The following is a 21,315-nucleotide window of genomic DNA, read 5'->3' as shown; positions in this document are numbered from 1 at the left end:
CGCGGGAACAGTTGGGGCTAGGTGCGTCGCGCCATTCTATCGCGCCATCTCCAGAGATCCCAGCCTTCGCTGGGGTGACGGAAAAGGGTGGGTAAGTGACTGTCTGGTTCGGAAATAATTTGCGAGGTCAGCAGCCGTTGAACACCGGAAGATGGAGTGGCATCCTTTGATGATGCAAAGTTCAACTGCTATAGAGGCAGCGCGCCATTTTCTTTCCGTAGTATGGGACGGTCCGGTGCCTACCGATGCTGTGCTGACAGCAGCTCTCGATCGACTGATCGCGGCTTATCACGATACACCAGATGTCGGGCCGACAAACTACGACGTTGATCCACCGCGCGAGAGCAATTCAGCCTTTTTTCATCAGGTGGGTGCTCGATTTGCCGCCTACGGCTTTTACGCGCTGGCAGACCCCATAGATGAGCCGCATACCGCGATGGGAATGGGGGATGCCATTGATGACATCGGCGATATCACTTTGGATATGCGCGACGTAATATGGCTGGCTGATAATATCGGCCCCGATGATGCCCACTGGTCTTTTCGGCTTCAGTTCTTCCATTGGGGGACACATGCGAGAGATTTGGTCCGCTATCTGCACGGTCGTCAATTTGGATAAACAGCTGATTTTGGTCGTTTCAGTCATCCTCCTCCTGGTAAGGGAGCCGGCTGAGCGCAGCGCTGACGGAGGGGTTTCACGCTCTTGATAGGGTGACACCCCTCCACCACTTCGTGGTCCCCCTCTCCTTACAGGGGAGGATTTTAGAGCTTACGTCATCGACCAGACTATTCCGCTGGCGTCCCCTCGACGGCGTGGAAGGCGATGCGGAGGGCTTCGGCGAGGCTTCGGACTTCCAGTTTCTGCATCAGGTTGGCGCGGTGGATTTCGACGGTGCGCGGGCTGATGCCCAGGTCATAGGCGATGGTCTTGTTGGGCAGGCCTTCGACCAGCCCGTCCAATACCTCGCGCTCGCGGTCGGTCAGGATGTTGAGCCGCGCCTGCGCTTCCAGGGCGCGGGCGTCCGCGCCGCGCGCGGCGATCGACTGTTTGCGCGCGGCCTCGATACAGGCGAGCAGGGCCGCCTTTTCAAACGGCTTTTCGATGAAGTCGCTCGCGCCCGCCTTCATCGCTGCGACGGCCATGTCGATGTCGCCATGGCCGGTCATGATGATGACCGGCAGCATCACCCCGCGCCCGCGCAATTCGCGCTGCACCTCCAGCCCGTCCATGTCGGGCATCCGCACGTCGAGCAGGACACAGCCCGGCGCCAGTGTGGCGGCGGCTTTCAGGAAGGGCAGCCCGCCTTCAAAGACTTGCACCGCAAAGCCGCTGGTCTTGAGCAGGAAGGCGAGCGAGCGCCGGATCGCCTCGTCATCATCCACGACATAGAGGGGGTAGGGTTCGCTCATGATAGGTCGTCCGCCCGGTCCAGGGTGAAATGAAAGGCGGTGCCGCCCCATTGCGAGGGCGTGGCCCAGATGCGCCCGCCATGGCCTTCGACGATCGTCTGGCTGATCGACAGGCCGACCCCCATACCACTCGCCTTGGTGGTGGTGAAGGGGGTGAAGAGCGTGCGCGACATGTCGGGGGCAAGGCCGGGACCGCTGTCGGCGACGATCACCTCGACCTTGCCATCGTCGGCGGGTGCAGCGGTCAGGCGCAGGATGCGGACCGGGCTGTCCTGCATCGCTTCCACCGCATTGCGGACCAGGTTGATGATGACCTGCTGCAACTGGACGCGATTGGCCATCACCTGGTCCACATGGCGGTCGATCTGCACATCCATGTCGATGCCCCGGCTGTCGACACCGATGAAGGCCAGCGCCGCGCCTTCGGCCAGCAGGCTGCGCAGCGGTTCAGGCTGGCGCATGGTTTCGCCACGCTTGATGAATTCGCGCAGCGAGCGGATGATTTCACCCGCGCGCAAGGCCTGACGCGCGCTTTCGTCCATCGCTTCCCCCAGCATGGCGCGGTCGAGGTCGCCGGGGGCGGCGAGCAGGTCGCGGCCTGCCTCCATATAATTGGCGATCGCGGTCAGCGGCTGGTTGAGTTCATGCGCCAGTGCAGAGGCGAGCGTGCCCATCGCGGTCACGCGCCCGGCATGGGCGAGTTCGGCCTGCAAATCGGCAACGCGCCGTTCGGCCTGTTGCCGTTCGGTCAGGTCGCGGATGAAGCCGGTAAAGAGGCGCTGGCCCTGATCGGCCACCTCCCCCACCGACAATTCGATGGGGAAAGTCGACCCGTCGCGCCGCCGCGCCGCGGTCAGGCGACCGATGCCGATGATGCGCTTTTCGCCGGTGTCGATATAATGGCCGATATAGCCGTCATGCCGCTCGCGATCGGGCGAAGGCATCAACATCGAGATATTCTCACCCAACACGTCGGTTTCGGCATATTGGAACATGCGCTGGGCCGCAGCGCTGAACGACACGATCCGCCCGCGCATGTCGATGACGATCAGCGCATCGGGAATCGTCGCCAAGATCGACCCCAGCAGCGCCTGTTCCAGACTGTGCGCATCGGTCAGCGCATCGCTATCGTCATCCGCTACAGCCATGGCCGACCATGCCGTTCTTTCAGTGCGCCAGCAAGAGGGGTACGCGGGTGTCGCGCAACATGGCGCGGGTGACGCCACCGAACACCAGTTCGCGCCAGCGGCTATGGCCGAACGCCCCCATGACGACCCAGTCCGCCGCCAGCATGCCGATCGCCTCGCGCAGCGCCACGTCGACCGACCGGCCCTTGCGCGGCCAGCTATGCAGCTGCGCTTTGATGCCGTGGCGGGCGAGATATTCGGGCGCGGCGGTCGACGGGAACTCCGCCTTGTCGGCTTCCTCGACGGTCACGATCTCCACGGTTTCCGCCAATCGCAGCAACGGCACGGCGGCGCGCAGGGCGGCGCAGGATTCGGGCGACCCATCCCAGGCGATCAGCGCCGTACCGGCCACGGCAAAGCCCTTGCAGGCTTGCGGGACGGCCAGCACCGGCGTCCGTCCGCTCAATGCCAGGTCGGCGACGATCGGCAACGGATCGGACACACTGATCCGCCCCCCTTCGGGCAAGGTGGCGACGATCACATCGGTCAGCCGTGCCGCAGAGAGCACGCCCGCCACGCTGTCGCCGTCGATCTGCCGCCAGTCCCAGGCGATATCCTCCTGCGCCAGCCTCGCCTCCATTTTGACTCGATAGGCCTCGTCAATCTCATGCAGTTCGGCCGCGATTGAGGGGGCATAGCCCGCGCCACCATAGACATCGGCCGCGACCAGATCGGGCATGGGCGTGACCTGAACACAATGGACATGGGCATTGCAGGCGCGGGCGAGGTCGCTGGCGGCCTGCAGACGGCTGTCGGCGCCCACATCGTCATGGATATGCAGCAGGATCGATTTCATCGCACGTCTCCCGGCAGGGTTTATCGCCCCTTGATGGCTAGGCGTCCCCCGGCGTGCGCACCATCCGGGATAGTCCTTATAGAATTTTGCCCGCCGGAATCCGATTTCCTCCAGCATGACGTGGACCACGATACGCCTGGAGCTGGCCAGCTCTCCTGCTTTTCCCAAGGGGTCGGTAGCACGCAGCTATGTGCTGCGGCTGCCGCTAGGGGACGATGGCGTGATCGACGAGCCAGCCTATCGCGCCCATCCCGAACTCGCGACGGTGCGGCGCTTCTGGCCCAACGAACCCGACCGGCATGGCAGCCTGTTGCGCACGGCCGAAGGCTGGGCGCTGGCATATGCGCCGGGCAAGGAAGATGACGAACGGCTGTTCCGGCTGGACGCGCAAGCGATCCGGGCGGGCAATATGATCACCCTGATCGAACCCGATGGTGCTGCCCTGCCCTTCCTGGTGAAGGCGTTGGCGGCGGCCTGAATGCAAAAGGATATTGTTCATGATCGCGCTTGAAACCCGGTACGGCTTTCCCTTCATGGTGCGCCCGGCCACCCATGACGATGAGGTGGCGCTGGCTGCCTTCTTCGACGAAGTGTCCGACGAGGACCGGCGTTTCCGCTTCCTGAGCGCGGTGCGTCATGTCAGCCCGGCGCAACTGCATGACATTACCGCGTTCGAGCATCACCGGCATGAAACGGTGCTGGCATTCGAGCCGGACGGCGCGACGATCATCGCGGCGGCGACACTGGCGGCGGACAAGGCGGGCGACATTGGCGAGGTCGCCATTTCGATCCTGCCCGAACTCAAGGGCAAGGGGATCGGCTGGACCCTGCTCGACCATATGGCGCAGGAAGCGCGGCATTGGGGCGTCAAGAAACTCCAGTCGATCGAGAGCCGCGACAATCATGCCGCGATCTCGCTGGAGCGGGAAATGGGCTTTACCGCCCGCGCCGTCGAGGGCGACCCGGCGCTGATGCTGCTGGAGCGCAGTTTCTAAACGGCGGTCAGCCTGCCTCCAGCGCTGCGCCCGCTTCCATCCACACTTCCTCGGCGGCGGCGAGCTTCTTTTCGATCGCGGCGCGCTGGACCATCAGGTCGCTGGTCTTGGCCGTCGCCTTGGCGGGGTTGGCAAGCGCGGCGTCGATGCGGGTGCGTTCGGCGGCGAGCGCGGCCATCTCGCGTTCGGCCTTGTTGACGGCGTTCTTGAGCAGCTTCTGCTTTTCGCGCCACTCGGCGGCGGCCTTCTTGTCGGCCTTGCGATCGACCTTGGGCGCGTCGCTGCTGCTGTTGCCGTCAGCCTTGCGCAGGATGATGTCGGTATAATCATCAAGGCTGCCGTCGAACGGCTGGGCGGTGCCATTGTCGACCAGCACCAGCCGGTCGGCGACCAGTTCGATCATGTGGCGGTCATGGCTGACGATCACCACGGCACCCGAATAGTCGTTGAGCGCCTGGACCAGCGCCTCGCGGCTGTCGACGTCCAGATGGTTGGTCGGCTCGTCGAGGATCAGCATGTGCGGGGCGTCGCGGGTGATGAGGGCGAGCGCCAGACGGGCGCGTTCGCCGCCCGACATGGAGCCGACCTTCTGCACCGCGCGTTCGCCGGAGAAGCCGAAGCGGCCGAGTTGCGCCCTGACGGCGCCGGGGGTCGCGCCCTTCATGACGCGGGTCATATGTTCGAGCGGGGTGTCGGTGACGTCCAGCTCCTCCACCTGATATTGGGTGAAATAGCCGACATTCATCTTGGGGCTGCTGGCCATTTCGCCTTCCATCGGCGCGAGCTGCGCGGCGATGAGGCGGGCCAGCGTCGTCTTGCCGTTGCCGTTGCGGCCCAGCAGCGCGATCCGGTCATCCGGGTCGATGCGCATGTTGATGCGCTTCAAAATCGGCGTGTCGCCATAGCCGACCGAGGCCATGTCCATGGTGATGAGCGGCGGGCGCAGTTCGGCAGGGCTGGGGAAACCGAAATGCAGCGTCGGGTCTTCGATAGCGGCGGCGATCGGCTGCATCCGGGCCAGCGCCTTGGCACGCGACTGGGCCTGTTTCGCGGTCGAGGCGCGGGCGGAGTTGCGGGCGACGTACTCCTGGAGCTTTTCGCGCTCGGCCTGCTGCTTGGTGCGGGCCGATTCGAGCTGGGCCAGCCGTTCGGCGCGCTGCCGTTCGAAGGCATCATAGCCGCCGGGATAGAGGGTGACCTTCCCGCCTTCGAGATGCAGGATATAGTCGACCACATTGTTGAGCAGGTCGCGTTCATGGCTGATGATGACCACGGTGCCGCGATAGGCTTTGAGGAAATTTTCGAGCCAGAGCGTCGCTTCGAGATCGAGATGGTTCGAGGGCTCGTCAAGCAGCAGCAGGTCGGGGTTGGAAAAGAGCAGCGAGGCAAGCGCCACGCGCATCTTCCAGCCGCCCGAATAGCTGTCGAGCGGGCGGCCCTGCATTTCTTCGTCAAAGCCCAGGCCCACCAGGATGCGGGCGGCGCGGGCGGGCGCGGTGTAAGCGTCGATCGTCGTCAGCCGCTCATAGATATGGCCGAGGCGGTCGGGATCTTGCGTATGCTCCGCCTCTTCCATCAGCGCGGCGCGTTCCTTGTCCGCCTCCAGCACGGTTTCGAACGGGGTCGCGGTGCCCGACGGGGCTTCCTGCGCGATATAGCCAAGGCGCGTGTCGCGCGGCATGTCGCAACTGCCCTCGTCCGGGTCGAGCTGGCCGATCATCACCTTCATCAGCGTGGACTTGCCCGCGCCATTGCGGCCGATGAGGCCAACGCGCGACCGGGGCGGCAGCGCGGCGGCGGCACGGTCAAGGATGATGCGGCCGCCCAGGCGCACGGTGATGGCATTCAGATTAAGCATGGCGCGCCCCTAGCATGGGCGTGCGGTGCAGCAAAGGCAGGAAGCGGCGTTTTGCAAGGGCGCGGCTGGTTGCGAAGTATACAGTGTCGTGGGCGACGCAAAAGCGTGGGGACAGACGGGTGGCGCAGATTTCGCAATAGGCGAATTTTTGCGAAGTGGGTGGGGGTGTGTGAGGGGGCCGCAAGGTGGGGTGGGAAGCTGACGGAGAGAAAGAGCGCGGGGGAGAGTGTGGCATGAGGTGGGGGATGTAGGACAGGGGGATTTTGGACTGGTAGGTGAATGGGGGGGTACGGGTGAGTAGACGCGAATAGCCGCCGATCTGTCATCGACCAACTCATGCCATGGCCAAAATTCACCGAACTGATGACTGATCCAGTGTTGCCATCGCGGCCAACCTATTCGGCTTTCTTGTTCTCTTCCTCATCGTCAGGAAACTTGTGATAGCGAAGCGAAGCCCAAGCCTTGGCATCTCCGCAAGAGACTGTAGCGAACACTCTCGTACCCGCGTCGCACGATGGCACAACGAGAGTCATTGGGCGCCATATTTTCCAGTCCTCACCTTCTTCGATCTCAGCATCTTCAAATCGTGGAATTTTAGCAATTCTCGTTTCGGTAATCGGCTCGTTGCCGGGGTTCTGAATTGTCACTTCAAGGGTAAGATCTAAGTCGCCCGACGTGCGGTGCTCCGCTCCTCCTTGGATTGATGTAACGAGGTAAACCGACTCGTCCTCCTCCCCATCCACTGTAGCGGTGACAACAGGTGCTAGAAGTCCTATTACAAAAGGCTTCGCCCCCACCTCCATACGAATATCCTCGCAGAAGAATAGTGAAAGTTGGATGGGCTTATCCATTGTGACCCAATACCGGCAGTAAGACATCAAAAGATACGTTCAAAGCGCGAGCCATCGATTTGATATTTGCGATTGTTGGCTCTCGTTCCCCGCTCTCATAGTTCGAGATCGCTGGTTGCGACGTTCCAATAGCATCAGCCAGTTGCTTTTGCGATAGGCCAGCTTTTAGCCGCAGTTGTGCTAGAGAGGCTGGCGCTGGGGCAGCACGAGCGGCGATCCGTTTTCTAGCGACAACCAAACGCTCAGCCATTCCGGCGCGCCCACTCACATCAGCCAAAAACTCATCAAGAGATGAAAAACCAGGTCGCTGGCTGTCAAAATGCCAAGTTTCCGCTGGCATCACGATAAAGCCAGCAGATCGATGGCGAAGGCGGCTAGTGTCCCATCCGGTCCATCCCGAGCCTCTCGAAGGCCGCGATAACCCTTGCCTGTGCGCCTGCGCCATAATCTTCATCCCGCCTCATTATATAAAGAACAGCAATAAGATGTTGCCGATAATCTGCAGCTGTTATCAACCGCCATTTATCAACTTCCCACAGTCTAACTGTATAGGCATTATATCGCTGCTGTTGCAGGGCATAGAACGGTTCAACTTTTCGGATCCGCTCATCTTCGTACCCCTCGTCGATCAAACGCTTGCATAACTCAATATCGCCTCGCAGCTCTTCAAGATACACAATCACTTCATCGGCTTCGTCCGGACTTTCTTTGAGCATATCTTCGATGTCGAGCTTGACCTCATCATCAATCTCGAAAGAGAATCGGCGTGCGACAGCGCTCATATATCGCTTCCGATATACAAGCAATCATTAACACAGTTGTTCCCATGGCACTTCAACGCTTCCGCATCCTTTTGGCCTGATAAATGGGCCCGATCTCCTACCGCCGAGGATAGAGCATCTCTCACAATCGACCTATATTCAATGTCATTCACGAGACCGAACTGCAACTGCAGTTCTTCACGCACAATCATCCCGATTTGCAAAAAAATGGGAAAGAAAATGAGAAAGCACAAATCTTATCGCATTAAATACGAAAGAATCGGGTTCTTAACCTACAAATTAATCATTTGAGACCAAAGTCAGCCGTTGAAGCTAGAACAAATCACGAATCTTTAAGGGGTAATAACAGGCTTCTGGTCAATCGGTCGGTTTTTTGATGATGCTTAGCCTATCTGCAGTAGAAAAGGGCTGGCATAAAAAGGAGCCTGATATTTCGAAAGCGTCGCAAGCGCCTGTTTTCGAACGAATCTACGCTGCCAGCGGCTATTGGTCGACGGCTAGTCGGCCGGTTTAGTGAGTTGAGGCGCAGCGAAAGATCCAGAATGAATGTCCGGTAAGGGAAGTCAAAATTCGCCCTCTCATTACCAAAAATGGCACCATCCCGCCACCTCCCCCCTCACGCACTCGCAAAAAACTTCGTGCCCACGACGCCCACCACGATCAGCGCCATGAAGCCCATCTGCACGCCGTTCACGCGGTCGCCGAAGAAGAGGATGCCGCCGATGATGACGCCGACGGCGCCAAGGCCGGTCCAGACGGCATAGGCGGTGCCGGCGGGGATGCCGCGCATGGCGAGGGCGAGGAGGCCCATGTTGAGGAAACTGAGCGCGATCGGGATGATCGACGCCTGCCAGGTGGCAACCCCTGCGGCCCATTTGAGGCTCAAGGCCCAGCAGATTTCGGTGAATATAGCGATGCCGAGGATAAGCCACGCCATGGGCGCTTCCCTTTCGTCTCTCAGCGGGCTCGGTGGGAGGGCGCGCCAGCCGGAAACCCGGAAGAGGCCGCACGCCGGGGCGCAATGCGCAAGGGTGGTGGACAGGGTTGGGTTCGAACCAACGTAGGGCGTAGCCCGGCAGATTTACAGTCTGCTGCCTTTAACCACTCGGCCACCTGTCCAGTACCCTGTGCGATGACAGAAAACTGCCTTTCATCGCGCCGGAGGCGGCTCAATGGCGAAACGAGGCTTGCCTGTCAATGGGTGGATGTGAAATGAGCGCAATCATGAAAAGAGGTCATCGCTCCGCCAAGCCCAAGGGCGCCTTCCCGCGCTTCTATGGGCGTCACGCCGTTATTGCGGCTCTCGCCAACCCCAATCGCATCGTGCGCAAGATATGGGGCACGCGCGAAGCGCTGGCCCCGCTGGACCTGCCGCCTGTGCTGCCGATCGTCTATGCCGACGTCGCCGACATGGGCCGGATGGTCCCGTCGGACGCGCCGCATCAGGGCATCGTCGCCGAAGTCGAACCGCTGGACGATGTCTGGCTGGACGAAGTGCTGGAACAGGGGCGCGACGACAAGCGCCCCATCCTGGTGCTGGACCAGGTGACGGACCCGCATAATGTCGGCGCGATCCTGCGATCGGCGGCGGCGTTCGATGCGCTGTGCATCGTCACGCAGGACCGGCATGCGCCGCCCGAATCGGGCGTGCTGGCGCGCGCGGCGTCGGGCGCGCTGGAAATCATGCCGTGGGTGCGGGTGGTGAACCTGGCGCGGGCGCTCGATGAGATTGCGAGGCAGGCTATTGGCGCATTGGGCTGGATGGCGATGCGGACACGGTGCTGGGCGACGCCATCGGCGAATCGCGCGTGGCACTGGTGCTGGGGGCCGAGGGCGAAGGCTTGCGGCACAACAGCATGGCGCATTGCGACATATTGGCGAAGCTGCCGATCAGCCCGCGGATGGAGAGTTTGAACGTCTCCAATGCAGCGGCGATCGCACTGTATGCGGCGGCGAGTCGGTAGAAGAAAGGAAAGGGTGTCGCCCATTTGATAGGGCGACACCCCTCCGTCAGCACTTCGTGCTGCCACCTCCCCTCACAGGGGAGGATTTTGGGTCAGTCTTCGGGGGCGATGGTGACGCGCAGGCCGTCTAGGGCGTCGCTCAGCACGACCTGACAGGACAGGCGGCTGGTGTCGTTGCGATGGTCGGAGCTGTCGAGCAGGTCGTTTTCATCCTCGCTCATCGCGGGCAGCACATCGGCGAAGTCGGGATCGACATAGACATGGCAGGTGGCGCAGGAGCAGCAGCCGCCGCACAGGGCCAGCAATTCGTCAAAGCCATTGTCGCGGATGACTTCCATCACCGACAGGCCATTATCGCCTTCGACAGCCTGTTCTTCGCCCGCACGGTTGACCACGATCAGTTTCGGCATCTATCCAGTCCCCTAGTAATTATCTCCGCCGCTCTGACGGAGCGACGCCGGAAAATCAAGCGCTGCTGAGGGAAACATCATGGTGACGACGGCGCAACAGTTGCGCGACAGCCTGGACGCGATCGCCGCCATCGAGCCGGGCTTCGCCGCCGCGCTGGCACGGGCGGGCTATCCTGAACCGCGCGTGCGGGAACCCGGCTATGAGACGTTGCTGCGCACGATCGTCGGGCAGCAGGTGAGCGTGGCGTCGGCAGGTGCGGTGTGGCGCAAGCTGGAGGCGGAACTGGGCGCGGGTTGCGCGCCCGACATACTGCTGGCGCGGGACTATGATGCGTTGCGCGCGTGCGGGCTGTCGCGGCAAAAGCAGGGCTATGCGCGGAGCCTGGCCGAGATGGTGGTTTCGGGCGCGCTGGACTTGCACGCCCTGCCCGCCGATGACGAGGAAGCGATCGCGCAACTGGTGCGGATCAAGGGGATCGGGCGCTGGTCGGCGGAAATCTATCTGTTGTTCGCGGAAGGGCGCCCCGATATCTGGCCGGCGGGCGACCTGGCGGTGCAGATCGAAACCGGGCGGATATTGGGATTGCCCGAACGGCCGAGCGAAAAGGCGACCCGCATCCTGGCCGATGCCTGGCGACCGCATCGCGGCGCGGCGGCGATCATGGCCTGGCACCATTATAATATAGAGGTTTTGTAACATGTCCCTGCCCCCCACTCTCCCCCATGCCCGCTACATCGTCCTGCACCATGATGGCGCGTGGAAGATCAATCTGAACAACACATATTATGGGCGGTTCGCGACCCAGGCGGCAGCGGTCGAGAGCGCGACGGCGACCGCACGGCAGGCAAGCGAGGGCGGCTATCCGGCGTCGGTGCTGTTGATGAAAGGCACCGATTTCGAGACGCTGTGGACCAGCGAGGCGGCGTAAGCCCTGTCCAATAGTGTAGTTTTCAACGCTTTATCCGCAAAGACGGAACCGAATCGGCGCGCGGGACATTTCCTTGATCTAGGTTATACTGAAATGTGAATGCGCAAGAAGGTTCTGATCGTCGAGGACGAGATATTCGTCGCACTGGAAATTGAGCAGATTGTCGAAGATGCGGGTTTCAATGTCGGCGCGATCGCCGCCGACAGGGAGGCCGCGCTCGCCTGTGCCGATACGTGCGACATCGCTCTGGTCGACCTCAATCTGCGCGATGGGCCGACGGGCCCGGCGATCGGCATGGAACTGGCCGCCCATCATGGCGTGCGGGTCATCTATGTGACCGCCAATCCGGCCCAGATCGGCCCGGCATCGGTCGCGGCGCTCGGCGTTATCACCAAGCCCTTTCGCGCGCACAGCATAGTGGCCGCGCTGCGCATGGCTGCGGCGGACACGCCGGAACCCAGCGCCACCGCAATTACCGGCTTTATTCCTTTTGCGCCGTCCGACTCATTGAACGGCGCGGTATCGAGAGGCTGATCGCCAGGCCTTCGGAACGCCATTCCTTTTCGATCCGCCCGCCCAGCTGCCGTTCGACGCTGAGCGTCATCAGCCGGCTGCCAAATCCATCGGTGTCCGATGGCGTGACGGTCGGGCCGCCCGCTTCGCGCCAGTCGATGCGGACATCGTCGGCCCCTGCACTGACATGGAGATGCACCCGCCCGTCCGGCACCGATAATGCGCCATATTTGGCGGCGTTGGTGGCGAGTTCGTGGAAGAGCAGCGCCAGCGGGGTTGCCGATCGGTCGTCGATCGCGGCATCATCGCCCGTCATGATAATCCGCGATCCGTCCGGCCCCCGGTAGGGTGCGAAAATCTGGTCGAGAATGCCGACCAGGCTGCCCACGCCCTGCCCCGGCTGCGGCGCGGAATCGGCGCTGTGTGGGCGCACGAAGTCATGCGCGCGGCCAAGAGCCAGGATACGGTCGCGCAGGTCATCGGCAACGTCGCTGATCTGCGGATGCTGACGCGCCGAGAGACCAATGAGCCCGGCGATGACCGAGAAGATATTCTTGATCCGGTGGGAGAGTTCGTGCGCGATCATCTCGCGCTCTTCCATCATCAATTTCTGTTCGTGGATATCGGTGCAGGTGCCGATCCAGCGGGTAATGACGCCCTCGCCATTGCGGATCGGCAAGGCGCGGCCCAGCGTCCAGCGATATTCGCCGCTATGGTGGCGCAGACGATATTCGATCTCATAGGGTTCGCCGGTGACCAGGCTGGTGCGCCAGCGGCCCCAGGCGCGTTCCTGATCGTCGGGATGGAAGACGCCACTCCACCCTTCGCCATCGGTAGAGCCCGACGGCGTGCCGGTATATTCATACCAGCGCGCATTATAATAGTCATGATAGCCGTCGGGCAGCGTCGACCAGACCATTTGCGGCATGGTGTCGGCCAGCGTGTGGAACATGCGGTCGCTGGTCGCGAGGGCCGCCGCGCTTTCCTTCTGAAAGGTGATGATGTCGCGGTCGCGGCGACGCCCTTCCAGTTCGACCATCACCTGCCGCGCAAGCAGGACCATGCCCTGCCGCTGCATCGGCGTCAGGTCGGGGCGCGGCTTGGTGTCGATGACGCATAGCGCGCCAAGCGGCACACCATCGGCCCCGACCAGCGGCGCGCCAGCGTAGAAGCGGATATGCGGCGGCCCGGTGACCAGCAGATTGTCGGCGAAGCGGGCATTCTGGGTTGCGTCGGGGACGACGAAAATGTCCGACCCCAGCATGGCGTGTGCGCAGAAGGAGACGTCGCGCGGGGTTTCCTCCGCGTCCAGCCCGGTACGCGCCAGGAAGCGCTGGCGCACATCCTCGACAATGCTGACCAACGCGATCGGCGCGTCGCACAGCGTAGCTGCGAACTCCGTGATCTCGTCCAGATTGCGGAAACCACCGGCGTCGAGATCGTAGAGCGCGAGCAGCGCGGCACGATCCGTCTCCAGGCCGCGGCCCTCAGCCATCGCTGACACGTTCGATATCCGCACCGACGGCGGACAGTTTTTCTTCCAGCCGCTCATAGCCGCGATCGAGATGATAGACGCGGTTGACCTGGGTTTCACCCTCGGCCGCGAGACCCGCCAGGATGAGGCTCATCGACGCGCGCAGGTCGGTCGCCATCACGGGCGCGCCGACGAGGCGGGGCACGCCGCGCACCACGGCCGTGCGGCCATTGACGGCGATATCGGCCCCCATGCGCGCCAGTTCGGGCACATGCATATAGCGATTTTCGAAGATGGTTTCCGTCAGCACCGATGCCCCATCGGCCATGGTCAACATCGCCATGAACTGCGCCTGCATGTCGGTCGGGAAGGCCGGGAACGGCGCGGTCGAAAGGGTGAGCGGGCGCAGTTTGCCGTCCGAGGCGACTCGGATGCCGCCCTTATAGGGATCGACCTGCACCCCGGCCTCACGCAGCGCGACGATGATGGCGTGCATATCGTCGGCATTGGCTCCGGCGAGGTCGAGCGATCCCCCGGCAATGGCGACCGCGCAGGCATAGCTGCCCGCCTCGATCCGGTCGGGCATCACGCTATAGGTCGCGCCATGCAGCCGTTCGCGGCCATGGATCACCAGCCGGTCGGTGCCGACGCCTTCGATATCGGCACCCATGGCGATCAGCAGCTTGCACAGATCGACGATTTCCGGCTCACGCGCGGCATTGTCGAGGATGCAGGTGCCCTTGGCGAGCGAGGCAGCCATCAGCGCATTTTCCGTCGCCCCCACCGACACGACCGGGAAGGTGAAGTGACCACCCGGCAAGCCGCCATCGGGCACGCTGGCGCGGACATAGCCTGCGGTAATTTCAAGGACCGCGCCAAAGGCTTCGAGCGCCTTGAGATGAAGATCGATCGGCCGGTTGCCGATGGCGCAGCCGCCCGGCAGCGACACCCGCGCTTCGCCCGCACGAGCGAGCAAGGGGCCAAGCACCAGGATCGACGCGCGCATCTTGCGCACGATGTCGTAAGGTGCCTCGGTCGAGGTGACACGGCCCGCGCGCATGGTGAGGACGCGGCCGAAATCCTCGGGCCTTGCGCCCTCGATCATGGTCGAGACACCCAACTGGTTCAGCAGGTGGCCGAAACTGTCGACGTCGGCGAGGCGCGGCAGATTGCGCAGCGTTACCGGCTCGTCGGTCAACAAGGCGCAGGGCAGCAGCGTCAAAGCCGCATTTTTCGCGCCGGAAATGGGAAGGCGGCCGTTCAGTGTGTTGCCGCCGCGAATATCAATGCGGTCCATCGGACAGGGTTAATAGCGGCAAATACGCGCCGCGCAAGGCAGGCACCCTGCCATTTGTCGCCGAGTGGTGGGCGAACCGCAATAAGCGGTTAACAATCGTCAGAAGCTTGATCGAGTTTAGTGCGAAAGACGCAAATGCAGCCAAAAGGCGCTTTGGGCGTTTTGCCATCGTAACGACAATTGGAAGAAGGTTTTATCGGTGGCAACAAGTTGTTTCGCCGCAAGGCTGGCCAAGCAGGTGCCCCTGTCCGAACCGGAAAAGACGGCACTGGCACGGCTGGAGGAAAACCCGCGCAAGATAAAGCGCGGGGCTATGGTCCAGCGCGTCAATGAGACGGTAACCGAATTATTCGTGCTGCGCGAAGGCCGGGTGATGAGTTTCGTCATCCTGCCGGACGGTAGCCGTCAGATATTGCGTGTTTATTTTCCCGGCGACTTCATCGGATCGGCCAGCACCATCTATAGCCGCGCGCCGGAATCGCTGGTCGCGCTGTCGGATGCGGTTGTCTGCCCGTTCGACAAACATGCGCTGCGCCGTCTGCTCGATGAATCGCCGCGTGTTGCCGCGTTGCTGTTCCTGTTGTCCAACGCCGAGCGGGTGGCGATGACGGATAGGCTTGCCTCGCTGGGCCGGACATCGGCCAAGGCGCGGGTCGCGTCCTTCCTGCTCGATATGTTCGACCGGTTGCGCGTCACCGACGATGCCATCACCGACAGTTTCGACCTGAGGCTGACGCAGGAGGAGATCGGCGATTCGATCGGCCTGACATCCGTGCATGTGAACCGCATGGTCCGGCAGATGGAGGAAGAAGGACTGATCAGCCGGACAAACGGCCGCATCACGCTGCGCGATCTGGCCCGGCTGGAGGAGATCGGCCATTATACCAATCGGCAAAAGGATATGGACTTGAACTGGTTGCCGGTCGGCTGAGCGCCGTTACCGCTTGATGGGCGCTGGCGCGAAGCAACGGTCGCAGCGTCGCCAGCAGGTGACGCCCGGCATGGCAACTGCTGGCTTGAGGTCGGGTTGCGGCGCAAGGCGGGCGAGAATGTCGGGCGACAGGCCTTCGGGGGCAGCGCGATTGTGGCACATCAGGCAGTTGCGCACATATTTGGCGCGGGTCAGGCCGCTATGATCCTCCTGCGCGGCGAGCGGGCCTGGGCCAAGCAGCAGCAAAGTCGCCAAGCCAAGCCGCAGCGCCTGCGTCATGCCAGCAGCTCAACATCCCAATAGAGCCAGTCGCGCCAGCTATCGTGCAGATAGCCGGGCGGGAAGGCGCGGCCATGTTCCTGCAATTGCCAGGTCGTCGGGCGGATCGGTTCGACATGGAGCCGCATGCCCGCCTGCTTGGGCGTGCGCCCGCCCTTTTTGAGGTTGCAGGGCGAACAGGCGGTGGCGACATTTTCCCAGGTGGTGCGCCCGCCCGCGCGGCGCGGCACGACATGGTCGAAGGTCAGGTCCGTGCTGACACCGCAATATTGGCAAGCGAACCGGTCGCGCAGGAACAGGTTGAAGCGCGTGAAGGCGGGATGTTCGGACGGCCGCACATATTGTTTGAGCGCGATGACCGAAGGGATTTTCATGTCCAGGCTGGGACTATGCACCTGCCGCTCATAGCTGGCGATGATATCCACGCGATCGAGAAATACCGCCTTGATCGCCGTCTGCCACGGCCACAGGCTCAGCGGATAATAGCTGAGCGGCGTGTAATCCGCATTGAGCACGAGCGCCGGGCAGTTTTCCGGGTGCCGTATAAGGTCGGGATGGTACATAGAACCCTTCTACCCCCTTGCCGACGCCGCTGATCCACCAGCAACATGACATCCGCATGACAGCATCAACCAATATCGTCCGTCAAGAGCCTGTATGACCGATAGTATCGCCCTACCGCATATGGTGACCCGCTTTGCCCCCAGTCCGACCGGGCGGCTGCATGTCGGCCATGGCTGGTCCGCATTGCTGGCCCTGGACATGGCGCGCGCGGCGGGGGGCGCGTTTCGCCTGCGGATCGAGGATATCGACGGGACGCGCAGCCGGCCCGAGCATGTGGCGGGGATCATCGAGGATCTGACCTGGCTGGGCGTGACGTGGGACGGCGATGTCGTTTTTCAGTCGCAGCGGCTGGAGGCGTATGAGGCGGCGCTCGATCGGTTGCGGGCCATGGGACTGCTCTATCCCTGTTTCTGCACCCGGGCGGATATTCAGGCGAGTTTGACCGCGCCGCATGGGCCGGAGGGGCCGGTTTATCCGGGGACATGCCGCGGGTTGGGCGAGGGCGAACGGGCGCGGCGGATCGCGGCGGGCGAGGCGCATGCGTGGCGGATCGATATGGCGGCGGCGGTGGCGCGGGTTGGGGTGGTGGAATGGCGGGCGGTGGATTTTTCGTCTCTTCCGTTCAAGGGAGAGGGTGAGTTGCCCAAAGCGCCCGGCCAAGGCGATAGCCCCCACCCCAACCCTTCAAACGAGTCACGTGCCTCGTTTGAACCTGAAGGGGAGGGTCTATGTAGCGCCGACCCGCTTGCGCATGGCGATGTGGTGCTGGCGCGGAAGGATGCGCCCGCGAGCTATCATCTGTCCTGCACGCTCGACGATGCGACGATGGGGGTGAGCCATGTGCTGCGCGGTGATGATCTGAAAGGCGCGACGGATATTCATCGGTTGCTCCAGGCCTTGCTCGCCCTCCCCTCCCCGATCTATTGCCACCATCCGTTGCTGGTCGGGCCGGATGGCAAGCGGCTGGCGAAGCGCGACGGGTCGATCGCGCTGGCGGACCTGCGCGCGCAGGGCGTCAATCCGGCGGATCTGGCGGCTGCCCTAAGAGGCAAGTGCTTTCCGGTTGGAATCAGGCTGGCAAGCGCCTAGATTACAGTGATGAACACAGTCCTAGTCATCGCCCTCATCCTTGCCATGGCCGCGACGCTGTTCGCGCTTGTCCGTGGCATCATCAGTTTCCTGCAAACGACCAAGGAGGAACTGAATGCGCCGGAAGGCAGCGGCCCCGGTCCATCGCGGTTGAAGCAGAACAAGGCAATGATGAACCGCGTGCTGTTTCAGGCCGCGGCGATCATCATCGTCGCGATCCTGTTGCTGATGAAGGGCAACGGGTAAACCTTCATGGTCAAGCTGAACAAGATCTACACCCGCACGGGCGATGCGGGAACGACCGGCCTTGCCGACGGAACCCGCCTGCCCAAATATGCGCCGCGCATGCAAGCGGTAGGCGATGTGGATGAGGCCAATAGCGCGATCGGGCTGGCTGTCCTGGCGATCGGCGATGCGCCCGAAGCGGCGTGGCTCACGATGATCCAGAACGACCTGTTCGACCTGGGCGCGGACCTGGCGACGCCGATAACGGACGCGGCGGACCCGCCCTGGGCCTTGCGGATGGTGGAGCGGCAGGTCGAGCGGCTGGAGCAGCAGATCGACGCCATGAACGCCGAATTGGCCCCGCTCGACAGCTTCGTGCTGCCCGGCGGATCAGCGGCGGCAGCGGCAGTGCATCTGGCCCGCGCGATTACGCGACGGGCCGAACGCAGCGCGACGGCGGCGGCGGTCGATGAGACGCTCAATGCGCAAGCGCTCATCTATCTGAACCGATTGTCCGACTTGCTGTTCGTCCTGGCGCGCCGCTTGAACGACAATGGCGCGCGCGATGTCAAATGGGTGCCGGGCGCGTCGCGCTGAGCGACGAGGCGGCCTGACTCATGCGCGGCACGGCTGGCCGCAAGCAGCCGCGTTAACCTTGTTTCTTCAGCCCTCATTTAGGCGCGCCGACGATTTTCCGTCCAGTTTGTAATCAAGACTGGGCTGACATGCATTTCTATCTGGCGACCTCCTTCATCTTCCCGCGCTCGCTCCGCCTCAGGCTTTTCACCCTTTGCTTCATTGCCACGCATATGCCGCTGCTGGGCTATATGGTCTGGGGCTTTGCGACCGGGCGGCTGGCGCTGGCGGAGTTTGCGCTGCTGACGTTGGCGACGGTGATCGGCACCGGCATCGCGCTTTATGGTATCGGGGCGCTGCTCAACCCCATTCAGGCGCTGGCGCAGACATTGCAGGGGCAGGAGAGCGATCCCACTCCCCTGCCGCAGGTCGGCGACGTCATCCAGACGCTCTACGCCGGGATGCATCGCGCCGCGCAGGTCACCCGCACGCAGATGCAGGATTTGACGGTCGCCGCGCATGAAGACCCGCTGACCGGCATCGCCAACCGGCGCGGCTTCCTGATGCAGATCGACATGCTGCCCCAAACACGGCGCAAGGGCTGCATCGCCATCATCGACATCGATTATTTCAAGCAGGTCAACGACCTGATGGGCCATGGTGAGGGCGACCGGGTGCTGGCGGCCTTCGCACAGCGGCTGGCGGCGCAGTTGCGCCGGGTCGATCATGTCGCGCGCTGGGGCGGCGAAGAGTTTGTGGTCTTCTTCCCGGACTGTATCGAGGATGAGGCCTGCTGGTCGCTCTCGCGGATCGCCGCCCAAATGCGCGAGGAACCAATCGGCCAGATCAATGGCCGCGCGATCAGCTTTTCCGCAGGCATTGCGCGCTGGCAGGGTATGCCGATCGACGAGATGATCGCGCGCGCGGACAAGGCGCTTTATGATGCCAAGCAACAGGGCCGCGACCGGGTTTGCCGCGCCGCCCAGCCGGTGTGCTGCTGAAAAGGGGGGAACCCTAAAGGGCATTCATGCGCTTTTCGCTGCCTAACCACGCGAGCATAGCGTAAGGGGCATGCATGGCCAGAAGTTGGACCGAGTTGGACGGGGATACGTTGGCGTCGCGCTATCGCGACGTGCGCACGCTGACACAGGCGCTTGGCTCGCCCCTGTCCGACGCCGATGCGACGGTCCAGTCGATGCCCGACGCGTCCCCCGCCAAATGGCATCTGGCGCATGGGACATGGTTTTTCGAAACTTTCGTGCTGCGCGATCATGTGCCGGGCTATCGACCGTTCGATCCGCGCTACGCCTTCTTGTTCAACAGCTATTATGAAGCCGAGGGCGCGCGGCATGCGCGGCCGATGCGGGGGATGCTGACCCGGCCGTCGCTGGCGCAGGTGCGCGACTATCGCGATCATGTCGATGCAGCCGTGATGGCGGCAATTCCCATGCTGTCGCTAGAGGCGCGCTCGCTGGTGACGCTGGGGCTGCATCATGAGCAGCAGCATCAGGAATTGATGCTGACCGACCTGCTGCATCTGTTCTCGCTCAATCCGATGGAGCCGGCGCTGTTCACAAGCCCGCACGCTGCATCGATGGATTTGCCGGGTGCGCTCCACTGGATCGAGGGGCGCGAGGGACTGGTCGAGATCGGCGATGACGGCCGGGGCGGTTTCGCCTTCGATTGCGAAGGACCACGGCACAAAGCGCTGCTCCATCCCCATGCGCTGGGGCATCGCCCGGTGACCAATGGCGAGTGGATCGCCTTTATCGAAGATGGCGGTTATCGCACGGCGGCGCACTGGCTGGCCGATGGCTGGGCCTGGGTTCAGGCGGAAAGCATCGAGGCACCGTTCTATTGGACGCAGGGCGAACAAGGTTGGACCCATTTCGGACTGGACGGACGTCAGCCGGTGAACCCCGCCGCGCCGGTCAGCCACATCAGCCTGTACGAAGCCGACGCCTATGCCAGTTGGGCAGGTGCAAGGTTGCCGACCGAGGCGGAATGGGAAAGTGCGGCACAGAATATCGCCGCGACGTCCGGCAATCTGCTGGATGATGCCGCCTGCCCCCGTCCCCACCCGGCCGATGCGACCGCATCGCTGACGCAGATGTTCGGCGATGTGTGGGAATGGACCGGCAGCGCCTATCGCCCCCATCCAGGGTTCAAGGCAGCGCCGGGCGCGATCGGCGAATATAATGGCAAGTTCATGTCGGGCCAGTTCGTGCTGAAGGGCGGCAGTTGCGCTACGCCGCGCGGGCATGTGCGGGCGAGCTACCGCAATTTCTTTTACCCCCATCAACGCTGGCAGTTCACCGGACTGCGCTTGGCGAAGGATCTGTAACGACCATGCTGCTGACAGACGACGCACCGACCGCAACCCAAGCGGTCGATCCAGCCTTTCGCCGCGACATCGTCGAAGGCCTGTCTCGCAGCCCCAAGGCGACGCCACCCATCTGGTTCTATGACCGGCATGGGTCGGAATTGTTCGAGGCGATCACCGACCTGCCCGAATATTATCCCACACGCACCGAAACGGCGCTGCTGGAGCAGCATGGCCCGGACTTTGCCGAGGCGATGGGAGAAGGCCGCGCGGTCGTGGAGTTCGGCGCGGGCAGTTCGCGCAAGACCCCGCATCTGCTGCGCGCCATCGCGCCGGGGGCCTATGTGCCGATCGACATCAGTGGCGATTTCCTGCGGGCGAGCAGCGCGACCCTGGCGCAGGCTTTCCCCAATCTGCCGGTGATCCCGCTGGAAGGCGATTTCAACCAGCCGCTGACGTTGCCCAAAGCGATCGGGGCGATGCCCCGGCTTGGCTTTTTCCCCGGATCGACCATCGGCAATATGGAGCCGGACGCGGCGGTCGATCTGCTGCGCGCGATGCGCCGTGTGCTGGACGATGCGTCGGTCGCCGATGGCGCGATGCTGCTGATCGGGATGGACCGGATCAAGGATCAAGACCGGCTGATCGCCGCCTATGACGATGCTGCGGGCGTGACAGCGGCGTTCAACCTCAACCTGATTACGCGGATCAACCGCGAGTTGGAAGGCGACCTGCCCATTGATGGCTTCGCCCACCGCGCGCGTTGGAACGATGCCAAGGCGCGGGTCGAGATGCATCTGGAAGCGGTGCGGCCGCTGCACTTCCATGTTGCGGGCCAAGCGTTCCGCATGGCGCGGGGCGA

The 21,315-nt window shown here is 62.9% G+C and carries 26 protein-coding genes, 1 tRNA gene and 1 pseudogene; 14 read left to right on the top strand and 14 right to left on the bottom strand.

Annotation, left to right across the window (positions count from 1 at the left end; genetic code table 11):
• Nucleotides 1–151: 151 nt before the first annotated feature.
• Nucleotides 152–619 carry a hypothetical protein gene (locus BF95_RS27590; RefSeq protein ID WP_161774378.1) on the top strand — a complete coding sequence of 156 codons (468 nt, stop codon included), beginning with the start codon at nucleotides 152–154 and terminating at the stop codon, nucleotides 617–619.
• 167 nt (nucleotides 620–786) lie between these two features.
• Here the strand turns inward: BF95_RS27590 and fixJ are convergent, their stop codons facing one another.
• Genes fixJ through BF95_RS21295 form a run of 3 tightly spaced genes read right to left on the bottom strand, consistent with a single transcriptional unit; the run spans nucleotide 787 to nucleotide 3,393 of the window.
• A complete protein-coding gene (gene fixJ / locus BF95_RS21305; RefSeq protein WP_043154201.1) occupies nucleotides 787–1,410 on the bottom strand; it encodes a response regulator FixJ in 624 nt (207 codons plus the stop codon).
• Nucleotides 1,407–2,558, bottom strand: coding sequence for a sensor histidine kinase (locus BF95_RS21300; RefSeq protein WP_043154200.1), 1,152 nt, complete (start codon nucleotides 2,556–2,558; stop codon nucleotides 1,407–1,409). The genes fixJ and BF95_RS21300 overlap by 4 nt, the downstream gene beginning before the upstream one ends.
• Before the next feature lie 19 nt (nucleotides 2,559–2,577).
• On the bottom strand, nucleotides 2,578–3,393 hold the full coding sequence (locus BF95_RS21295; protein WP_043154198.1) for a universal stress protein: 816 nt from the start codon (nucleotides 3,391–3,393) through the stop codon (nucleotides 2,578–2,580).
• 115 nt (nucleotides 3,394–3,508) lie between these two features.
• Here BF95_RS21295 and BF95_RS21290 point away from each other — a divergent pair, with 115 nt between their 5' ends.
• Together BF95_RS21290 and BF95_RS21285 are read left to right on the top strand one after the other, a co-directional pair.
• Nucleotides 3,509–3,871 carry a hypothetical protein gene (locus BF95_RS21290; protein ID WP_043154196.1) on the top strand — a complete coding sequence of 121 codons (363 nt, stop codon included), beginning with the start codon at nucleotides 3,509–3,511 and terminating at the stop codon, nucleotides 3,869–3,871.
• Nucleotides 3,872–3,890: 19 nt separating this feature from the next.
• Nucleotides 3,891–4,388, top strand: coding sequence for a GNAT family N-acetyltransferase (locus BF95_RS21285; RefSeq protein WP_043154195.1), 498 nt, complete (start codon nucleotides 3,891–3,893; stop codon nucleotides 4,386–4,388).
• A gap of 7 nt (nucleotides 4,389–4,395) precedes the next feature.
• Here BF95_RS21285 and BF95_RS21280 read toward each other — a convergent pair whose 3' ends face one another.
• The 6 genes from BF95_RS21280 to BF95_RS21250 all read right to left on the bottom strand — a co-directional run bounded on the left by BF95_RS21280 (nucleotide 4,396) and on the right by BF95_RS21250 (nucleotide 8,998).
• Nucleotides 4,396–6,246 carry an ABC-F family ATP-binding cassette domain-containing protein gene (locus tag BF95_RS21280; protein ID WP_043154194.1) on the bottom strand — a complete coding sequence of 617 codons (1,851 nt, stop codon included), beginning with the start codon at nucleotides 6,244–6,246 and terminating at the stop codon, nucleotides 4,396–4,398.
• A 395-nt stretch (nucleotides 6,247–6,641) separates the two neighbouring features.
• The gene (locus BF95_RS21275; protein ID WP_043154192.1) at nucleotides 6,642–7,097 is read right to left on the bottom strand and encodes a hypothetical protein; all 456 of its coding nucleotides are present in this window, start codon (nucleotides 7,095–7,097) and stop codon (nucleotides 6,642–6,644) included.
• On the bottom strand, nucleotides 7,090–7,437 hold the full coding sequence (locus BF95_RS26715; protein WP_235209922.1) for a helix-turn-helix domain-containing protein: 348 nt from the start codon (nucleotides 7,435–7,437) through the stop codon (nucleotides 7,090–7,092). Before BF95_RS26715 ends, BF95_RS21275 begins: the two co-directional genes overlap by 8 nt.
• A 34-nt stretch (nucleotides 7,438–7,471) precedes the next feature.
• Complete coding sequence (locus tag BF95_RS21265) at nucleotides 7,472–7,879, bottom strand: hypothetical protein (RefSeq protein ID WP_043154190.1); 408 nt, start codon at nucleotides 7,877–7,879, stop codon at nucleotides 7,472–7,474.
• Nucleotides 7,880–8,495: 616 nt separating this feature from the next.
• Nucleotides 8,496–8,816 carry a DMT family transporter gene (locus tag BF95_RS21255; RefSeq protein ID WP_043154187.1) on the bottom strand — a complete coding sequence of 107 codons (321 nt, stop codon included), beginning with the start codon at nucleotides 8,814–8,816 and terminating at the stop codon, nucleotides 8,496–8,498.
• A gap of 95 nt (nucleotides 8,817–8,911) precedes the next feature.
• Nucleotides 8,912–8,998, bottom strand: a tRNA-Tyr gene (locus BF95_RS21250).
• A gap of 105 nt (nucleotides 8,999–9,103) precedes the next feature.
• On the opposite strand from BF95_RS21250, the pseudogene BF95_RS21245 reads away from it, so the two are divergent.
• Nucleotides 9,104–9,843 (top strand): annotated as a pseudogene (locus BF95_RS21245) (TrmH family RNA methyltransferase).
• 92 nt (nucleotides 9,844–9,935) lie between these two features.
• Here BF95_RS21245 and BF95_RS21240 read toward each other — a convergent pair.
• Nucleotides 9,936–10,253, bottom strand: a complete 318-nt coding sequence (locus BF95_RS21240; RefSeq protein ID WP_043154185.1) for a 2Fe-2S iron-sulfur cluster-binding protein — start codon at nucleotides 10,251–10,253, stop codon at nucleotides 9,936–9,938.
• Between the two features lie 79 nt (nucleotides 10,254–10,332).
• Between BF95_RS21240 and BF95_RS21235 the strand changes: the two genes are divergently transcribed.
• From BF95_RS21235 to BF95_RS21225, 3 genes are all read left to right on the top strand, one after another.
• Entirely contained in the window at nucleotides 10,333–10,950 is a 618-nt protein-coding gene (locus BF95_RS21235) for a DNA-3-methyladenine glycosylase family protein (RefSeq protein ID WP_043154182.1), read from the top strand.
• Nucleotide 10,951: 1 nt separating this feature from the next.
• Nucleotides 10,952–11,182, top strand: coding sequence for a DUF2188 domain-containing protein (locus BF95_RS21230; protein WP_200867033.1), 231 nt, complete (start codon nucleotides 10,952–10,954; stop codon nucleotides 11,180–11,182).
• Nucleotides 11,183–11,281: 99 nt separating this feature from the next.
• Complete coding sequence (locus BF95_RS21225) at nucleotides 11,282–11,716, top strand: response regulator (protein WP_043154180.1); 435 nt, start codon at nucleotides 11,282–11,284, stop codon at nucleotides 11,714–11,716.
• Here BF95_RS21225 and BF95_RS21220 read toward each other — a convergent pair.
• Both BF95_RS21220 and murA read right to left on the bottom strand, forming a co-directional pair.
• Nucleotides 11,664–13,190 (bottom strand): PAS domain-containing protein, encoded by a 1,527-nt coding sequence (locus BF95_RS21220; RefSeq protein ID WP_043154178.1) that lies wholly within the window; start codon nucleotides 13,188–13,190, stop codon nucleotides 11,664–11,666. The two genes, BF95_RS21225 and BF95_RS21220, sit on opposite strands and share 53 nt — an antisense overlap.
• Nucleotides 13,183–14,466 carry a UDP-N-acetylglucosamine 1-carboxyvinyltransferase gene (gene murA / locus BF95_RS21215; protein WP_043154177.1) on the bottom strand — a complete coding sequence of 428 codons (1,284 nt, stop codon included), beginning with the start codon at nucleotides 14,464–14,466 and terminating at the stop codon, nucleotides 13,183–13,185. Before murA ends, BF95_RS21220 begins: the two co-directional genes overlap by 8 nt.
• A gap of 199 nt (nucleotides 14,467–14,665) precedes the next feature.
• Between murA and BF95_RS21210 the strand changes: the two genes are divergently transcribed.
• On the top strand, nucleotides 14,666–15,397 hold the full coding sequence (locus BF95_RS21210) for a Crp/Fnr family transcriptional regulator (protein WP_200867032.1): 732 nt from the start codon (nucleotides 14,666–14,668) through the stop codon (nucleotides 15,395–15,397).
• A 6-nt stretch (nucleotides 15,398–15,403) separates the two neighbouring features.
• On the opposite strand, the gene BF95_RS21205 is transcribed toward BF95_RS21210, so the two are convergent.
• Complete coding sequence (locus BF95_RS21205; protein WP_235209921.1) at nucleotides 15,404–15,676, bottom strand: hypothetical protein; 273 nt, start codon at nucleotides 15,674–15,676, stop codon at nucleotides 15,404–15,406.
• On the bottom strand, nucleotides 15,673–16,239 hold the full coding sequence (locus tag BF95_RS21200) for an HNH endonuclease (protein ID WP_043154176.1): 567 nt from the start codon (nucleotides 16,237–16,239) through the stop codon (nucleotides 15,673–15,675). Before BF95_RS21200 ends, BF95_RS21205 begins: the two co-directional genes overlap by 4 nt.
• 94 nt (nucleotides 16,240–16,333) lie before the next feature.
• Here BF95_RS21200 and BF95_RS21195 point away from each other — a divergent pair, with 94 nt between their 5' ends.
• The 6 genes from BF95_RS21195 to egtD all read left to right on the top strand — a co-directional run.
• On the top strand, nucleotides 16,334–17,329 hold the full coding sequence (locus BF95_RS21195) for a glutamyl-Q tRNA(Asp) synthetase (protein WP_081764251.1): 996 nt from the start codon (nucleotides 16,334–16,336) through the stop codon (nucleotides 17,327–17,329).
• 9 nt (nucleotides 17,330–17,338) lie between these two features.
• Entirely contained in the window at nucleotides 17,339–17,575 is a 237-nt protein-coding gene (locus BF95_RS21190) for a twin transmembrane helix small protein (RefSeq protein WP_043154175.1), read from the top strand.
• Nucleotides 17,576–17,581: 6 nt separating this feature from the next.
• Nucleotides 17,582–18,151 carry a cob(I)yrinic acid a,c-diamide adenosyltransferase gene (locus tag BF95_RS21185; RefSeq protein WP_043154174.1) on the top strand — a complete coding sequence of 190 codons (570 nt, stop codon included), beginning with the start codon at nucleotides 17,582–17,584 and terminating at the stop codon, nucleotides 18,149–18,151.
• Nucleotides 18,152–18,279: 128 nt separating this feature from the next.
• A complete protein-coding gene (locus BF95_RS21180) occupies nucleotides 18,280–19,131 on the top strand; it encodes a GGDEF domain-containing protein (RefSeq protein ID WP_043154173.1) in 852 nt (283 codons plus the stop codon).
• Between the two features lie 74 nt (nucleotides 19,132–19,205).
• Nucleotides 19,206–20,474, top strand: a complete 1,269-nt coding sequence (gene egtB / locus BF95_RS21175; RefSeq protein ID WP_043154172.1) for an ergothioneine biosynthesis protein EgtB — start codon at nucleotides 19,206–19,208, stop codon at nucleotides 20,472–20,474.
• A 5-nt stretch (nucleotides 20,475–20,479) separates the two neighbouring features.
• The coding region (gene egtD, locus BF95_RS21170; RefSeq protein ID WP_043154171.1) for an L-histidine N(alpha)-methyltransferase at nucleotides 20,480–21,315 on the top strand (836 nt) is incomplete at its 3' end.

This window comes from Sphingobium sp. Ant17 (assembly GCF_000588875.1).
Taxonomy (GTDB): Bacteria; Pseudomonadota; Alphaproteobacteria; order Sphingomonadales; family Sphingomonadaceae; genus Sphingobium.
Note: the sequence above shows the minus strand (reverse complement) of the source record. Positions and strands in the feature narration are given on the sequence as shown.

Excerpts from the sequence above, each read along its gene's own strand:
- BF95_RS21255 (WP_043154187.1), bottom strand. The coding sequence starts at position 8,816 with ATGGCGTGGCTTATCCTCGGCATCGCTATATTCACCGAAATCTGCTGG.
- BF95_RS21240 (WP_043154185.1), bottom strand. The coding sequence starts at position 10,253 with ATGCCGAAACTGATCGTGGTCAACCGTGCGGGCGAAGAACAGGCTGTC.
- BF95_RS21230 (WP_200867033.1), top strand. The coding sequence starts at position 10,952 with ATGTCCCTGCCCCCCACTCTCCCCCATGCCCGCTACATCGTCCTGCAC.
- BF95_RS21180 (WP_043154173.1), top strand. The coding sequence starts at position 18,280 with ATGCATTTCTATCTGGCGACCTCCTTCATCTTCCCGCGCTCGCTCCGC.
- BF95_RS21280 (WP_043154194.1), bottom strand. The coding sequence starts at position 6,246 with ATGCTTAATCTGAATGCCATCACCGTGCGCCTGGGCGGCCGCATCATC.
- murA (WP_043154177.1), bottom strand. The coding sequence starts at position 14,466 with ATGGACCGCATTGATATTCGCGGCGGCAACACACTGAACGGCCGCCTT.
- BF95_RS21290 (WP_043154196.1), top strand. The coding sequence starts at position 3,509 with ATGACGTGGACCACGATACGCCTGGAGCTGGCCAGCTCTCCTGCTTTT.
- BF95_RS21190 (WP_043154175.1), top strand. The coding sequence starts at position 17,339 with ATGAACACAGTCCTAGTCATCGCCCTCATCCTTGCCATGGCCGCGACG.
- BF95_RS21235 (WP_043154182.1), top strand. The coding sequence starts at position 10,333 with ATGGTGACGACGGCGCAACAGTTGCGCGACAGCCTGGACGCGATCGCC.
- BF95_RS21225 (WP_043154180.1), top strand. The coding sequence starts at position 11,282 with ATGCGCAAGAAGGTTCTGATCGTCGAGGACGAGATATTCGTCGCACTG.
- BF95_RS21285 (WP_043154195.1), top strand. The coding sequence starts at position 3,891 with ATGATCGCGCTTGAAACCCGGTACGGCTTTCCCTTCATGGTGCGCCCG.
- BF95_RS21220 (WP_043154178.1), bottom strand. The coding sequence starts at position 13,190 with ATGGCTGAGGGCCGCGGCCTGGAGACGGATCGTGCCGCGCTGCTCGCG.
- BF95_RS26715 (WP_235209922.1), bottom strand. The coding sequence starts at position 7,437 with ATGCCAGCGGAAACTTGGCATTTTGACAGCCAGCGACCTGGTTTTTCA.
- BF95_RS21200 (WP_043154176.1), bottom strand. The coding sequence starts at position 16,239 with ATGTACCATCCCGACCTTATACGGCACCCGGAAAACTGCCCGGCGCTC.
- fixJ (WP_043154201.1), bottom strand. The coding sequence starts at position 1,410 with ATGAGCGAACCCTACCCCCTCTATGTCGTGGATGATGACGAGGCGATC.
- BF95_RS27590 (WP_161774378.1), top strand. The coding sequence starts at position 152 with ATGGAGTGGCATCCTTTGATGATGCAAAGTTCAACTGCTATAGAGGCA.
- BF95_RS21275 (WP_043154192.1), bottom strand. The coding sequence starts at position 7,097 with ATGGATAAGCCCATCCAACTTTCACTATTCTTCTGCGAGGATATTCGT.
- BF95_RS21195 (WP_081764251.1), top strand. The coding sequence starts at position 16,334 with ATGACCGATAGTATCGCCCTACCGCATATGGTGACCCGCTTTGCCCCC.
- BF95_RS21295 (WP_043154198.1), bottom strand. The coding sequence starts at position 3,393 with ATGAAATCGATCCTGCTGCATATCCATGACGATGTGGGCGCCGACAGC.
- egtB (WP_043154172.1), top strand. The coding sequence starts at position 19,206 with ATGGCCAGAAGTTGGACCGAGTTGGACGGGGATACGTTGGCGTCGCGC.
- BF95_RS21185 (WP_043154174.1), top strand. The coding sequence starts at position 17,582 with ATGGTCAAGCTGAACAAGATCTACACCCGCACGGGCGATGCGGGAACG.
- BF95_RS21300 (WP_043154200.1), bottom strand. The coding sequence starts at position 2,558 with ATGGCTGTAGCGGATGACGATAGCGATGCGCTGACCGATGCGCACAGT.
- BF95_RS21205 (WP_235209921.1), bottom strand. The coding sequence starts at position 15,676 with ATGACGCAGGCGCTGCGGCTTGGCTTGGCGACTTTGCTGCTGCTTGGC.
- BF95_RS21265 (WP_043154190.1), bottom strand. The coding sequence starts at position 7,879 with ATGAGCGCTGTCGCACGCCGATTCTCTTTCGAGATTGATGATGAGGTC.